Genomic DNA, 15,660 nt, shown 5'->3' with positions numbered 1-15,660 from the left:
GCACTCAGTCGAGGTTTTCTGAAATGATAACTGTAAAGTTCATCGAATCCATTTCAGCGCTTGCTGGCGGTACACCCAAACGTGGACACCGTGCTTTGTCTGCCGCGACGGTGATTGTCATAATGTCACAGCTTCCGCCTGTACGCTGCTGTTTATTCACTTGTATACTACGTGTTCCGTATGCTGACGCGCGGAAGTCACCACATGAAACCGTAATATTACCTTTCTCACTCAAGCTACCTGATATATCAAAGTTAAGTAACTGCCCAAAATCGCCATCAACTATAAATTGCGCCTTATATGAACTGATATATTGCATTTCTTGGTTGAATATTCTGTCGTAATACACGTCATAAACAGGTGCAAAATATTGAATATCAAAGCTGTAGCGCTGTCCACCAATATAAACGCCATGTGGAGTAATATTTGCGGCAACATCTAACATATCTTGATGTGTATAAAACGGAGCTGGAGTCACTGGTTCTGCTGTGCCAAATGAAGTAGGGCAAGGTCTCGGGTCTATTTCGATAGGGAAACCAGCGCCAGATGCCATAACAGATGAAGACAATACTGCGCACAAAGAAGCAAATAGAATTTTATTTTTCATTATAATATCCTTATTGAAGTGGAGTATAAACAGCAACAGTGAGATCTAGGCTAGTCAATGCACCTCTAGCTGCTTTTGCCTTGATGTGCATTTTGCTGCATGTTCCACCCGTATTTAGACGTTTTGAAATAATCAGTTTTGTTCCACTATCGCTTAATGTAAACGCCGAACTCCCCGTTCCACAACTTACTGACATAGACACAGAGGTACTGGCTCTGCCTGTTACCTCATAAATCAGATCTTGACCAAAATCACCATCAACCGGTAGCTCAACTTCATACCCTTTAAGCACTCTAATATATTCTGGCGGGTTACCAGGACACGGACCATATATAGGTTCAAACGAATATATCGGTTTCATGTCACTTTTGGTTAATTGATAGCGAGCGCCGCCGACATAAATAGGCTCAGCAGACAGTAGATTAAAGCTCTCAGCAACCTCTGCTTCAGTTAATACTTTTTGATCAGACAAAGGCTCAAGGCAAGGTCGTGACGGATATCTATAATCACAGCAGCCGCTATCAATCGGGCGCGCAGGAGTATTGATTAAACCTGATTGGAGATCCGCACCAACGACCCCGTCGTTTGTTTCTTCGATCTGGCTTGCTGATACGCCCATAGACATTACTATGCCAATTGAAGCGCAAAGATAAGATTTTTTAAACATGTGTTTTCCTTATTATTCCTTTAGTTATTAGAATTACTGTGCATCAGATAAGATGAGTGCATCGAAGCGGATAGATTTTATTATCGCGTCCAAATCAATAAGTTCGCCGGTATGCGGGACAATGTCGATTCGAAGCTGCTTACAGGCACCATTTGTTTTTACACGATTAAAAACATTCATTCTTGCAGGCAGCACGAAATTATACTTTTCAATTAAAATGCTTTGACTAAAGCCAAGTGCCTCTGAATATCCAGAGTCGTTTTGGCAACTAGCAACTAACGAAAGTGGTATCGGGTATGGCACTGCATCGGCCATAATTTCAGCGCTCAAATCAAAAGTAAGTACAGGGTAATCACCGATAAAGTCGTCATATTCATCCAGCAACATTTCTATATTTGACGTATACGTATAAATATTACCGTTAACCACCGTTTCTGGTTCAAAGTCGCTTTTGTTATAGCTGTACTTAGTTCCCCAAACTAAGATGGGCTCGGCAGCATGCACCACTGACGAAGACGCAAGTAAAAGAGCAAATAGATATTTCATTGTTTTCCTTATTTGTAATTGCAAATGTTATAAACTATCGGTTGCTGGTAGCCTTCAAGTAGCGTTACCTCAAGGCGATTAGTCGTGGAACTCACATAGTAAGTGTCGCTTTCAGCAGGCGTGATGCGGTAAGTAGCTGTTGCGGGAAAAGACATTTCTTGCCTCTTGTTCAGCGGTACGCTTATCGTTTTGTTGTAGTCAAATACAAAAGGGCTGCTTGCAGGAAAGCTATCAACCAGCTCATATTTAATATTAATTTGGCTCTGACCTTGATAACCGAAACAGCTCCAAACATGCTGTCTTACAGGTTGCATCACCGGCACAAATGCCTCACCCAGCGAAATTTGGAAACCATCGTTGAGTTGTGATGCTGATTGATAAGTGGCATTGATAACTTTATCGTCGGCCGTTTTTATTATCACTCTCTCACCACGAGCCAACTGTACGCTGGTAGAAAACCCGCCGAGATTGTCCGTTACGACGGACATACCGTTGATAGCTAAATTAACATCGGCTATGCCTCGTAACTGGCTATTGACTAGTCGACCTTTAACTGAACCATAGATTAGCTGTGGAGAATCTAATACGGTAAATTCGAAGTTGCGATTAGCACTCGCACCGTCTGTGTCATTAACGACCAACTCAACTCTGTAAACCCCAGCCAAATCAGGTGTAAACGAAAATAGGCTAGTGTTTTCATTACCGGTCAATACGTCATTGTTTGGACCTATCAGCTTCCAACTGTAACTTAGTGCTTGTCCTTCTGGGTCATAACTTTGTGAAGCATCAATGCTGACCAACTGGCCAACTTGAACTTCCGTCTCTAATGGTTCTTTAATTTGAATAATCGGCGATTGGTTATCCGTTACATTAAACGTCACCGATGTCGCCTCTGAATATAGAGCACCATCAAAAGTCTTCAGTTCAATTTGATAACTACCTAAAGCGGAAGGCGTAAACTCTATTTTAGCGTCTTGCAGCGCTGGCAAAGTATCAGAGCCAGGCTGTTTGGCGATGCGCCAAATATAGGACAAAGGCATCCCTTCTGGATCACGACTTTGTGAACCGTCGAGTACGATACTTTCACCCAAGGTAATGTCTGAGATTGGAGCAATAAACGCTGAAGGTTTACTCTCACCGCTTGAGCTGACATTGATAAGTTGTGTATTCGACCAAGATTGCGATACGCCATCTGATACTAACGCCTTGATACCGTATATTCCCGCTAAATCAGGCGTTAATGTTGCTCCGAGTAGCTGCTCTTTACCAATAATATTTGCAGAACTCCCAGAAGGTCTAATCGTCAGTTTCCACTGCCCACTAAGCTCTGCTTGTTCAGGATCAATACATGCATCGCAGGACAAATTAACCACCTCTCCTTGAGTCGCTGAAATATCAGCACCCAACATAGCAATTGGTGGTTGATCAGCATTACTCACCGTAAAGTGATATAACGCGTCGCTGGATAGGCCGCCAAGATCTTTAACATTCAGTTGGACAGTATAGTCACCAACTTTTGTCGCGCTGACAGCTACTTGCTCATCGAACGGTGAACTCAGGCGAACAAAGCTTCCACTAGGCTTTTCGATTATTTTCCATGAATATATCAATAAGTCGGTAACATCAGGGTCATAACTATTTGACCCATCTAGCAACAGCATCTCGTTAGGTTTTACTTGCGTACGTAGACCAAAAATGTCGGCTTGTGGTGCTGCATTTTGCCTTCGGTCAGAAACTTTAACAGACACAGTATCAGTCACAATATTGTTATCTTCATCCGTCACCTGTACCCCTATCTCATAATGACCAACTTCATCAAAAATAAAGGTGCTTTCCAGTTCAGATAAGGGACTAGCTTGGTTTGCAGTCGAGTTTTGTGGTGCAGCCGTAATTGACCATACGGCATGTTCAATGGCTCCTGCTTGTGAAACTGATTCTCTGGCGCTCAGCGTAATACTGTTCCCTTTCTTAGAATCAAAATCAGGGCCCAAGTCCAACGCAATCACTGACTCTTCACTCACCACAAAATCAACTTTTGCAGTATCGCTATTTCCAGCACTATCAGTGACTGTGACCACGCCACTAAAATTGCCAGCGGTGGTAGGACGATATTGGATAACAGAATCGACCGCTTCTACCCTCTCAACTATGCCACCTTGGCTATCTGCGATATGCCAAGAAAAAGTTAACTCACTTTGCGTGTCGGTACTTGAGGAAGCATCAAGCGTAATATTCTGATATAAAAACAAATTTTCAGCTGAAGCATGTAAATACGCTTGAGGTTGCGTGATGTCTGTCATTTGCCCAGCTTCGACTGCATTGATAGTGGCGGCATCGCTTCCACCACAAGCGAGTAGGTTTGCTGTTACAACAGCGATGTAAACTTTTTTAAAATTCAAAATGTAATTCCTTTTATAACTACAACTTTTAGTTATATCTTGCAGCGGCTAATCTAATCGACTCATTGAGCTCTTGCGCTTTTTTCCCCAGTACGTTTGCACTCAGGAGTAACTCATCTCGTTCTGCTTTGAGCATGCTATCTAATGAAGCCGAAGTACTACCATACTGAGAGATTTGTTGATTGCGGTTGGCAATTTTCTCTTTGTAACCCAGCACTTTTTCTCTTTGCTCACCAACACTCTGGCGATACTCACTAATTTCTTGCTTTAATTCGGGAAAGTTTTCGAGTAAAAAGCTGTAATATTCCTCTTCCTTACTCATATCAACTTCTAGTAGTTGTTGAGCACTCAGCGTTGGCTCTACTTGTTTTACTGCTTCTATTTTTGTTTCTTCTGACTTACCGTTCGCGGTAATGTCTTTGTGTTCCAGCTCCTTTGCTGGACTATCTGCGCGTTTTGGTACGCTTACCTTGAGGGTTTCAATAGGCGTGTCTTGTAATTTAAAATGAACAGCAGCACCGATGAGTGCAGCGCTGATTAACCCACCTGTCAAAATTAGTTTCACTTTCACTTTAGGTACTCCTTTTAAACTTGTGGGAGAAGTGGAACCCTCTCCCACATTTTTTATTAACTACAGCTTGCTTTATCTACACAAACTTTTGCTGTAACTAATGCGCTGCCTTCCTTAACAGTCCAAGTACGTTTATTAAATCGTTTCCAGATTTTTCCGTAATTGGTTGATACATGCGAAGTAGTACCTTGTGCTTTAGAGCCACCAATAGTGTCTAATGTTCTCAACACAACATTCGCAAAACCACAGACTGCCGATTTACAGAACTTAGTGATACCGTCACCAAGTTGCGCGCCAACTTGGCTTTTACCTGCGTCATCAACAACAGGCTCATCAGAAACTACGTCGTAAGACTCAGCGTAAACAGACAGGAACATTGTCCACATGTCGTTGTACATCTCAGCTTCTAAGTTAGCAGCAATCTCTGCAGCTAATGCCGGATCATTTGATTGTGGTTTCAGATCTAGCGAACATTCCATGCCAAGCTCTTCTCTTGCTTCCTCACGAATGTGATCCCATGAACGAGTTTTGCTTCTGAACCAGCTCCATCCCTTAGATTTACCCGCATTTCTCCAGTAGCTATTCATGCGGTCGACATCAATCGAACACTCACCTTTGATTTCGCCAGGGAATGCGTAGTAGTTGTAGGCTAAGCCTAGGTTTGCAACGAATACACTACGGTTTGGTTGTGGTTCATAAAGCTTACGCTTTACACTCCAAGATGCAGAAACCCCATTTTCATTACCCGTATACTCTTCTTCGATTTGTTCAGAGTATTCACCACAACGAGCGTCACGGGTTACAAAGAAGTTAATACCACCAGATGCAAAAGAATGAGCATCCATCGTGTCGAAGTGAATTGTGTCGCCTTCCAACTCTCGCTCAAATGGCATTGCCCAATCACGCAATACATCTTTGTTTACCAAAGTATTGGCAGGGAAAGTCCAAACATTCTTATAGAACAGAGGAGAGTTATTCGCCTCAACGGTTGGGTTGGCCTGAGTCACACCTGAGTTTAACCGCACGTTAAATACATCCAGCTGTTTGACGCTATAGTCACCATGCCCTGCTTGGTAAAGTGTGCTTGCTAATAAGTCGCGTTCATTTTCCCAAAGGTTGTAGCCCGCACTAGCAAGACCCGTGATCTTGGCACCACTCGTTTCAACGACATCAGTTTGTACTTCCCAAGCTGATTTCACGATTGCACTTTGCGCTGCGAGTAATCGAGTTTGAAAATCAAGCGAACTATCTAAGCGTGTGATTTTATCTTCATACGCGTCATAAAGGCCCTTTGCTTCGTAGTATTCATCACGAATTGCCGCTCTATCTTGTTTCACTCGGTCAATTTCTGCAGTTACGGCAGCCTTTGGTGCTTGATATTTGGTGATAACACCCACTATGCACTGACTCAGCATCGTAGGGTTAGTAGAGTAAGAGACGATACAGGTATTTGTCTCAGTAGCTTGCGCCTTATCTAGCGTATCAAACTCATCTTCTAAAGCACCAAGCTCAATGGCAATACCTTTCCACTTTGCATCTACTGCTTTAAATCGCTCAATAGTACCCGCATTTTGAAACGCTAATTCGTCCATTTCAGCGCGGCTATCGCTGATCTTTCTTATAGTTTCAACCGATGAGCGCGGCAATGCATAAGTAAACTGATACCAGTTACTGACAAACTCTCTGTTACGATAAGCTTGCTCTTGTTGTGCTGGTGTTGATTTCTGACGGTAAGCGTCAGCTTTTATCTTGCTATAATCAGAGCACTGAGGTCCCGACGAACCAAGCTCCGCATAATCGCCAATAATAACTTTGCTGCTTGCTGGGCCAACATGTAGTGTTTTTGGGTTCTCGTGGTCAACTGTGATGTCACCAACACCGGCTGGCGTTGGAATACCAAGTGAATCAAGAGGGTTTCCTTTTGTTGCATCTGGCATAGCATATGCTACTGAACTACTAAGTAGCACAGCTAAAACTGATGTAACAGACTTTTTTAAGTACATACCATTTTCCTTACGGGTTATAAAAATCATTGAATCCTTGCTAGCTTGTTCTTAACTAGACTTAGCATGCTGTAATCACGACCAATCGACTTATCTGCAAGCCAATTGACTTGACTATTGATGTAACGATATAAATCTTGTGCTTTCATTTCGTTTAGCAAAATACTGCTATTTGCATAGCTGCGAATATTGGCAAGTTCAGCCGTGCATAGCTGAGCAGATGTGCCTGCTCGACAATTTTGTTCGAGGATTTGTTTTGACGCGCGTAGTTGAGATATATCGGAATTAAGTTGTTCAATCGTGATTGGGTCTTCAACCTCAAATAGCACAAACTCCAGAGTATCTAAGGTATTATCAATGCTATTGAGCAAAGTTAAATACCCTGTAGATGGTGTAGAGATATTGATCATTGTGCTCAAGGTACTGTTCCAAGAACTTAAGCTTGAAGCAACTTGATTAAAATAAGTGGGTTCCGGATAAGTTACGACTTTGCTAACAACGAGCTTACAACCAGGCTTGATAGCTTGAAACCCCGTGATACCACTCATCGCTTCAAAGCTGATATATGAATTTGAAAATCCATGAGTTAATGGGATCGTATTCAATTCACTTGAAGCAGCGCCAGAAATCCGGTTAGAGATACTCGCAACACCATCTGACTCAACACTATACCGAAGTGATAGCGGTCGAATAGACTCACATTGAAAGGTGTACTCTATCGCAGTTTTGAATAATCCATTTCTTACTATACTTGGGCTTGAATAGCTTAATTCTTGCTCTGCATACACTTGTGTTGGCGAATAAGCACAAGGCGGGAAGTATCTTGTTCCTTCCGTTGTTTGCTTTGCCGTACACATGGTATTGGCATCGAATATAGTTTGTTCCGTGGCATTTGCGTGCACACTCATTCCGCCAGACAATAGCAGTCCAGCAAGCAAATATTTGCTCATCAGATTTTCCTTCTGTGTAGTTATCGTTTCTTAGAGTTGCTCTAGAGTAGCTCTGAGAATGTGCCGCTTAACCTGACCATTTGGTGATTCCGCTTTTATAATGAGCTGTAGTTCATTATTGTTCTCAGAACAGGCACTAAAGGGATTTTGCTTTATTAACATTTGAAGTACATTCATCGAACCTGCCGATGCGCTGCCGGTGGGGAATAACGTACTTTCAGGCGTGGAGATATTGACTATGGATGGCATTATCTCTGGGATTGATGGCAACATATTTGGTGTCCAATAAAGTCCATCGTATTCCAAGTATTCTATTTCGATGTTGCCATTATTTGTGAAGAAATTGTCTGCTTGGTCCAACTTCCATACTACCGATTGATACCTATCAACTTCGGTGATATTGAGGTTCGCAATTTGAATTGATTGAGCCGCCAAGACATTTAATCGTGTAATGATCCACTCTAATCGAGCGAGCTGTTCACTGTCTAAACCAAAATCAATCAATGTAGCAATTAGCTCATTAGCTTCATGACCAAGAGTGAAACTCTCTTGCTGAAACTGGCTTAGTTGCGGGTTTATTCGTGTGTACTCTTTACACAACAATGTGTGCTGCTCATTAAATGGCGCTATTGAACTGAAGCCATCAATCGTACTATCAGCCGTCTGTGCAAGCTTTTGAGACAGTCTTCGGCCATCAACATTTTTAGCTAAATAAGCAACATTAATCGCAGTCGCTAGCTTTTTCAAAGAGAGTTCTGTGCCCTGCGCTCGCATATCCTGATAGTGCTCAGTTACAAACCCTGCGAAAGTCGGCATTCGAACAAAAGCAGGATCAACAGGGTGATAATCACTCGAATAAGCATTGCTCAGCAAAGAGGCTTCATTGTTTAACTGCTCCAAATATAACTCAAAATACGTTAGTTTTTTGTCATAATCGGTATCAATAACCACGGCGCTAGCATCAAGTGCGTTAAAGCAAGTCGTTGTCTCGCATTGTCTGAAGCTGACATCAAAATAGGCATTTAATACCTGAGTCTTGTTGATAAATGCTTGTTGTTGAACAAATGGAATGAGGATTAGTGAATCATTCAATGCAGTAAGTCTGCGATTAATAATTCGCACCCTGCTTGATAAAATTGTACTTGCATCATATTTTTTGAGAATTTTCCAAAGCCGGGTCTGGCTATCAACCAGTTGATTTATCTCCACCTTTAGATTTTCTTTCTCAAAAGCACTCATTAAGTCAAATTGATTGATATTTGCATTCACTTTCGCTAAATGCGCATTTAACTTTTCTTCGAGTAGCAAGCCATACTCATATCTTCTGTAGAGCGCAGCATGTGACAAACCCGCTGCAACGCTTCGAGTTGAGCTTATAGTATTCAGTCTAAAATTAACTTTTCGAAGGCTATCACTTGCAGGACTAAATCCTGCAACATCTGCAGGGTTAACAAAATCTTTATATAGTTCACCGTAAAGCGATTGCTGCAATACATAATATTGCTCAATCAAGGCGGTATGATTCATTAAGTCGGTGACATGAAACCATTCATGACCATTTCTGTTTTGGTACCCTAATGCCGATGCTTTAAGCTCTTGCTTTATCCCACAAGGCAGCTCTATCTTCCTAAAACACGATGGTTCCATAGAAGGTTCTGCGGCAACGCAAATATCATTACAACTAGATTCAGAATACTCGGAATAACAAGTACGAGGCATAAAATCTCTAACTTGTACTGATACTTGACATGAGTTTTCAGTTCCCGATGCATAACTTTTACTAGCTATGAAAAAAAATGCGGCAAAACGTAATACGCCGAATCCTTTTACTTCGTACATAAATCAGCTTCCTTAAGCTATGTTTTCCTTAAGCAGGAACATACTAGCGTTGCAAGCCCCACATGTAAACCCAAAAAGTTACATTTAATAAACAATAAACCCCAAAATAAAAACAAAAATAAACAAAGCAGGAAAAAACAAATTATTATAATCAAGTACTTATAACCAACCCTAAGCCACAGCTGAACATCCCGTAAAAAACAAAAATAAATAGTTAACAAGGTTAATTTTATAGAACTTAAGTTCTTAAAGGTAACGGGGTTTATCCACACATGCTACTTAAGAAGCTTTGGAACGAATCGGAGCTTGCTTGGAGAATGAGCTAGGCTGTTATACTTTCGGCTAGCTATACGGTTACGATAGGCTATTGATTTACCATACTTGAGCAAAGTCTCTAATAGAATCGGTAATGTGCTAAACCTGTCAATAGGGCCAGTTAGATTTACAGACGAGGGAATGACTTTGAAGTTACTTTGATGAAGCGGAGTAGTGATAAGGAAAATATTCTCTTTAGAAGAATTAGCTAAAAGTTTAGCTATTCAAATAAAACCCCCTCGCATAGTAGGGGGTTTTTTATTTTAGCCGACTAACCATTTCGCCATAAAGACGATAACAGGCAAGGTAATAAGCGTTCTTAAAATAAAGATTAGGAATAGCTCCCACAAATTCACTGGGATTTTGCTACCAAGCAGTAATGCCCCAACTTCAGACATGTAAATTAACTGGGTAACACTCATTGCGGCAACGATAAACCTAGTGGTATCACTTTCAATAGAGCCTGCAGCAAGGATTGACGGAATAAACATATCAGCAAAGCCGACAACGATTGTCTGTGCTGCTTTTTCGGCTTCTGCCACATTGAGTAGCTCGAGGTAAGGAACGAAAGGTGTACCTAAATATTGAAATACAGGGGTGTATTCTGCGATGATCAGGGCAAAAGTACCAACTGCCATAACCACGGGAAGTACAGCAAATACCATATCTAAGGCATTGTACAGGCCTTCTTCTAATGTTCCTTTAAGCCCAGGTGCCGTTTTAGCCTTAGCAAGTGCAATATCCAAAGAATGACCTAATAGGCCTTTTCCTTCTGGTACCGCTTCTGAATCTTGATTGTGATCACTACCATCTACATAGATATCCTTTTTGAACCTTAGCGGTGGTAAGCGCGGCACTATGATCGCTGCAACAAAGCCAGCTGCACATACGGTGAGGTAAAAAGGAGCAAACAGGTGTTCGAGTTTAACTTGACCAATAACAACTAAACAGAAAGTAATGGAAACCGCAGAGAATGTGGTGCCGATGATAGCCGCTTCTCGTTGTGTATAATGTTTATCCTCATATTGTCGAGCAGTCATCAAGATACCTACGCTACCGTCGCCAAGCCAAGAAGCAACACAGTTTACCGCGCTACGACCTGGCACACCGAATAGCGGGCGCATCACTTTGGTCAAGAGTGTACCAACCATCTCAAGTAGACCAAAGTTAAGTAGTAATGGCAGTAACAAGCCAGCAAGAATAAAGACAGAAAAGAGTACAGGTAACAAGTCATTTAGCACTAATGCTCCTGTGTTTTCTGAATGGATCGCTTCTGGACCAACACCATTGAAGGTAAGCACAATAAACACCATGCCGACTAGTCGGGTTATCAACCAAACCCAGCTAACGTCAAATAAGTGCTTTATTATGGTTATTTTTAATAGCGCTTGGGGTCTTAGGAGCTTCATCACCAAACTCATGATCCCGGTAATACATACTATTGCGACAATCATGTCTTTAATAAAAGGAGCGACTTGCGCTTGTAACCACTTCGCCATAACAGCGATTGGGATAGTCATTGCTTCCCCCACCGCCACTGGCGTCATAAATAAAAAGATACCAATCAATGACGGTACGATAAACGCAAACCACGTTTGTAAGGTGGAGCGTGGTGTCATAGTGCTCTCTGTCATTTTTTACTTCCACAAAAACAAAGAAAAGAGCCGAAGCTCTTTTCGTTTTTAAATTATTATATTTATTAGATTGTTAGACCTTTTTGCCTAAGCAAAGTGATCAAGGCTTGATGCAGGTTATTCATGGTGTTTGCATCAAGTACGTTACCTTCGCTATCCTTCCAGGTAATTGAAGTACGCGTATCCTGCGCTTGAGCGATCTTTATCGTGTAATCACCATTTTCAATTGGCAACACAACCGCTTCTTCACCCCAAATAGAATCCCAAACGCTGCTTTCAGGCGCTTCGTAACGGACCAAAACTTCCTGCTTTTCTCTATCGACACGGACAACCGTGAAGTTACTTCTTTCTAGGAAGTTTGAGAAGCGATCAAGCACCGCTTCTTGACCTTTTTCAGTCAGAAGCGCGGAATCACCATTCTTGTCAAACCCAAGTTCAAGTGCCAGTACACCCTGACGCTTACGCATTTCAACTTGCAGTAGACGATATTGATAGTCAAATTCTGAAACGACTTCGTTCAGTGCCCGAACTTCGAGGTGATTTTTCTGAAGCGCAGTTAACTCACCATCGCCTTGATAATCTACTAATTCCGCTCGAATTGACGCCGTACGCTGATGTTCTTTTTGCTCGACAGTAAACTTAAACTTTTGCTTAGATGGCTCTGTTGCTTCTTCCCAAAACCAGCTGTCTTTTGGCTTGATCAGTGAATACCAGGTTGTGGTTACCGAGCCTTGCGCCTTGTTATCGCTTTCAAGTCCGGCATTGTGCATCGCCACAACGCCATCCAAAGCACGCCAAATAAATGCCGGTAAATCTTCTATACCGTCATTCTTATCAAAAAAGATCCTTGCAGCTTCTTCGCCCTGCTCTACCCAACTGCCTTGCGCAACTGTTAGTACCTGTTGCGGTGCACGGTAACTTACCGGTTCAGCTGTATTTTCATATTGGCCGACTGGCATTGCAAATTCAGGGTCTCGATAAGGCTGAGCTAAGCCCTCAGGGGCTTTCACCGGTGCATTTGCACGATAATTTCTTTCATGATGTGCATCATTTGTGAAAATACTACAGCCGCTTAGACTCACGGCAATTCCAAGAACCAGTGATTTTGGGATCCAATACTGCACTCATTTACTCCTTAGCAAACCCTATTATTATTCGAATCAAAGTTATGATTTAGGATTGCCGAATTGGTTCACACAAAGTTGCCAAAAATTGACAATCTTTGAATTAATAACGCTATGGTATCAAGTATTCCACGTACTATGCTGGGAACACACATCCCATAGCCAAAATTTTGCCTTATGTTACTTGTCATATATTAGAAAAACAAGCAACCATGCCACGCAACCCTAATTCTATTTTTTATTACAACGCGCTAGCGCTAAAACTCAGATATGGTAGTATTTCGCGTTAACTATTAACCTTGAGCGCATTACGTGAAATCAGAGGTTCCAAAATGACCATGCATGCAAACCATCAACTTGTCTTAACCGCAATAGGAGAAGACAGATCTGGTATTGTTGGCGAATTGACCCAGCTTGTGAGTGACTGCAACTGTAATATTATCGACAGTCGTATCGCAATATTGGGAAATGAATTTACCTTTATTATGTTACTCGCCGGTGACATGGCGTCTATTAGTCGTGTAGAACATACCTTACCAGCAAAAGGGATGGAACTCGGTCTCTTAACCATGATGAAACGCACGTCGAGCCATCAGCAAGGCGAATACAGTGCAGGTTATACTTTGGAATATGAAGGACTAGATACTCCCGGTACACTAAGCAAAGTAACGCGCTATTTTGCAGCACAAGGAGTGAATATTTGTTCACTGAAGTCAGATACCTTTGAGCAAGAAGACGAGCTACATATGCGCTGCGAGCTTGAGTTTAATATTCCAGTGGATGTGGATATTGATAACTTTAAAGTTCAGTTCGAAGATCTTTCTCACTCCTTAAACGTAGACTATATATTTAGACGCATTCGCTAAGGATTTACTATGAATACTTTAAAAGTTGGTGATCAAGCGCCACTATTTTCACTGCAAAACCAAAACGACGAGACCGTTGAACTTGCTACTTTATTAAAGTCTCACCAAGTTTTAGTCTATTTTTATCCTAAAGCATTGACCCCGGGCTGTACGGTTCAGGCCGAAAATCTACGCGACCACAAAGCTGAACTGGCTGAATTAAACACCGTAGCCGTTGGCATTAGTCCAGATCCTGTGAAAAAGTTAAAGAACTTTGAAAACAAAAAAGAACTCAACTTTGACTTACTTTCGGATGAAGACCACGCGGTAGCCGATGAGTTTGGTGTGTGGGGACTAAAGAAATTTATGGGCAAAGAATATGATGGTATTCATCGCCTATCTTTCTTAGTCGGTCAAGACGGTACCATCAAGCACGTGTTCAATAAGTTTAAAACCAAAGATCACCATGAAGTCGTGATTAACCACTTAAAAGAGCAAGCTTAAAGTGACTCCTTAAACCGTATTTACGTATATTTAAGAAATAAAAAACGGAGCCGAATGCTCCGTTTTTTATTCACTTCAACCGCCTTTAATCAAGCGCTTTTTCTACTTTATCAAATAGCGTCGTAATCTCTTTACTTGGCTCCTTGGTCAGTAAGCTGACAGCAAAGATAGCGATTGTCGCAACAATGAATCCAGGAACAATTTCATATAATGTCGCGCTAAGCGGCTCACCATTATAAGTAAACGGACCATAGATCCATACCAACACAGTCACCGCGCCAGATACCATACCAGCAAGCGCGCCAGCAAAGTTCATGCGAGACCAGAATAAGCTTATCAGCACCAGTGGGCCAAATGCGGCACCAAAACCAGCCCAAGCATTACTTACAAGATCTAGAATCGAGCTATCTCTGTCGTACGCAAGATAAATGGCAGCAAGCGCTACAACTAGTACACTAGTACGACCAACAAGCACCAGTTCTTTATCCGAAGCATTCTTATTCAAAAATATCTTATAAAAGTCTTCAGTTAACGAACTTGAACTCACTAACAATTGCGAAGAAATAGTACTCATAATTGCGGCAAGAATAGCTGCCAGTAAAAAACCTGCAATCAACGGGTGGAACAATAGCTGAGATAAAATCAAGAAAATGGTCTCGGCATCATCCACAACAATCCCATGTTCATGTGCGTAAGCTGCACCAAACAAACCTGTGCCCACAGCACCGAGCGCTGCAACTATCATCCAGCTCATCCCTATACGACGCGCTGTCGGCATGTCTTTCACACTTCGAACAGACATAAAGCGCACGATAATATGAGGTTGACCAAAGTAGCCAAGACCCCAAGACATTGCCGAGATAATACCTATTGCACCGGCCGAGCCAACCCACGTTAACATCGTTGGGTTTAACTCATTTAGTGTTTGAGATAGCGGATTATCGAGCAGTGAGAAGGTAACTAAAGGCACTAAAATCAAAGCGATAAACATAATACAACCTTGCACAAAGTCGGTCAGGCTCACCGCTAAAAAGCCGCCAAATAAAGTATAAAGCACAACAACGCCGGTGGTGATGTATAAACCACTCTCATAGCTCATACCAAATGAACTTTCAAACAGCTTACCACCAGCAACCACACCAGAGGAGGTGTATAAGGTGAAGAAAACAATGATCACCAACGCTGAAACTATTCTTAACGCGTTTCCTTTATCTTCAAAACGATTTGCAAAATAGTCAGGAATGGTTATCGCGTCATTTGCATACTCTGTGTAAACACGCAGACGTGGTGCAACCAATAAATAGTTAAGCCAAGCACCAATCACAAGACCTATTGCAATCCATGTACTGCTAAAACCATACAGGAACATAGCGCCCGGCAGACCCATTAAGATCCAACCACTCATGTCGGATGCGCCCGCTGAAAGCGCCGCTACACTTGGTGGTAAGCTACGACCGCCCAACATGTAGCCTGACACATCACTGGTCGACTTTTTATATGCGTATAACCCAATTCCCAACATCGCAATAAAATACAGTGCGAGAGAGATTATCGTACCTATCTCCAAATTAGCCTCCTAATTGTTAGTTGGGCTCTTCTCCAAATGTGAGCTTTTTCTATCACTTAATTATTCGATTTCTAACTCACTTTGAATAA

At 42.0% G+C, this 15,660-nt stretch carries 13 protein-coding genes; 2 read left to right on the top strand and 11 right to left on the bottom strand.

All coding sequences use genetic code 11. The features are described from left to right. Window positions 1–4: 4 nt before the first annotated feature. The 10 genes from NH462_RS19570 to bamC all read right to left on the bottom strand — a co-directional run bounded on the left by NH462_RS19570 (window position 5) and on the right by bamC (window position 12,655). A complete protein-coding gene (locus NH462_RS19570) occupies window positions 5–607 on the bottom strand; it encodes a hypothetical protein (protein ID WP_010369046.1) in 603 nt (200 codons plus the stop codon). A gap of 10 nt (window positions 608–617) precedes the next feature. Then, complete coding sequence (locus NH462_RS19565) at window positions 618–1,274, bottom strand: hypothetical protein (RefSeq protein ID WP_010369048.1); 657 nt, start codon at window positions 1,272–1,274, stop codon at window positions 618–620. Between the two features lie 33 nt (window positions 1,275–1,307). Beyond that, a complete protein-coding gene (locus NH462_RS19560) occupies window positions 1,308–1,820 on the bottom strand; it encodes a hypothetical protein (RefSeq protein WP_010369049.1) in 513 nt (170 codons plus the stop codon). An 8-nt stretch (window positions 1,821–1,828) separates the two neighbouring features. Next, complete coding sequence (locus tag NH462_RS19555) at window positions 1,829–4,219, bottom strand: PKD domain-containing protein (RefSeq protein WP_010369051.1); 2,391 nt, start codon at window positions 4,217–4,219, stop codon at window positions 1,829–1,831. Window positions 4,220–4,247: 28 nt separating this feature from the next. After that, entirely contained in the window at window positions 4,248–4,790 is a 543-nt protein-coding gene (locus tag NH462_RS19550; protein ID WP_223229695.1) for a hypothetical protein, read from the bottom strand. A gap of 56 nt (window positions 4,791–4,846) precedes the next feature. Next, a complete protein-coding gene (locus NH462_RS19545) occupies window positions 4,847–6,793 on the bottom strand; it encodes a hypothetical protein (RefSeq protein ID WP_010369056.1) in 1,947 nt (648 codons plus the stop codon). Window positions 6,794–6,819: 26 nt separating this feature from the next. Continuing rightward, a complete protein-coding gene (locus tag NH462_RS19540; RefSeq protein WP_045989866.1) occupies window positions 6,820–7,743 on the bottom strand; it encodes a hypothetical protein in 924 nt (307 codons plus the stop codon). Window positions 7,744–7,773: 30 nt separating this feature from the next. After that, window positions 7,774–9,582 (bottom strand): hypothetical protein, encoded by a 1,809-nt coding sequence (locus NH462_RS19535; protein ID WP_010369061.1) that lies wholly within the window; start codon window positions 9,580–9,582, stop codon window positions 7,774–7,776. A 578-nt stretch (window positions 9,583–10,160) separates the two neighbouring features. After that, window positions 10,161–11,531 (bottom strand): YjiH family protein, encoded by a 1,371-nt coding sequence (locus NH462_RS19530; protein ID WP_253107375.1) that lies wholly within the window; start codon window positions 11,529–11,531, stop codon window positions 10,161–10,163. Between the two features lie 65 nt (window positions 11,532–11,596). Then, complete coding sequence (bamC, locus tag NH462_RS19525) at window positions 11,597–12,655, bottom strand: outer membrane protein assembly factor BamC (RefSeq protein WP_253107373.1); 1,059 nt, start codon at window positions 12,653–12,655, stop codon at window positions 11,597–11,599. Between the two features lie 332 nt (window positions 12,656–12,987). On the opposite strand from bamC, the gene NH462_RS19520 reads away from it, so the two are divergent. After that, window positions 12,988–13,521, top strand: a complete 534-nt coding sequence (locus NH462_RS19520; protein WP_010369065.1) for an ACT domain-containing protein — start codon at window positions 12,988–12,990, stop codon at window positions 13,519–13,521. Between the two features lie 9 nt (window positions 13,522–13,530). Then, window positions 13,531–14,004: a thioredoxin-dependent thiol peroxidase gene (bcp, locus tag NH462_RS19515; protein ID WP_010369066.1), complete on the top strand. Its 474-nt coding sequence runs from the start codon at window positions 13,531–13,533 to the stop codon at window positions 14,002–14,004. An 85-nt stretch (window positions 14,005–14,089) separates the two neighbouring features. On the opposite strand, the gene putP is transcribed toward bcp, so the two are convergent. Then, window positions 14,090–15,571: a sodium/proline symporter PutP gene (gene putP / locus NH462_RS19510; protein WP_253107371.1), complete on the bottom strand. Its 1,482-nt coding sequence runs from the start codon at window positions 15,569–15,571 to the stop codon at window positions 14,090–14,092. Window positions 15,572–15,660 lie beyond the last annotated feature (89 nt).

It is taken from the genome of Pseudoalteromonas sp. OANN1, from assembly GCF_024124685.1.
GTDB classification, from domain to species: domain Bacteria; phylum Pseudomonadota; class Gammaproteobacteria; order Enterobacterales; family Alteromonadaceae; genus Pseudoalteromonas; species Pseudoalteromonas piscicida.
Note: the sequence above shows the minus strand (reverse complement) of the source record. Positions and strands in the feature narration are given on the sequence as shown.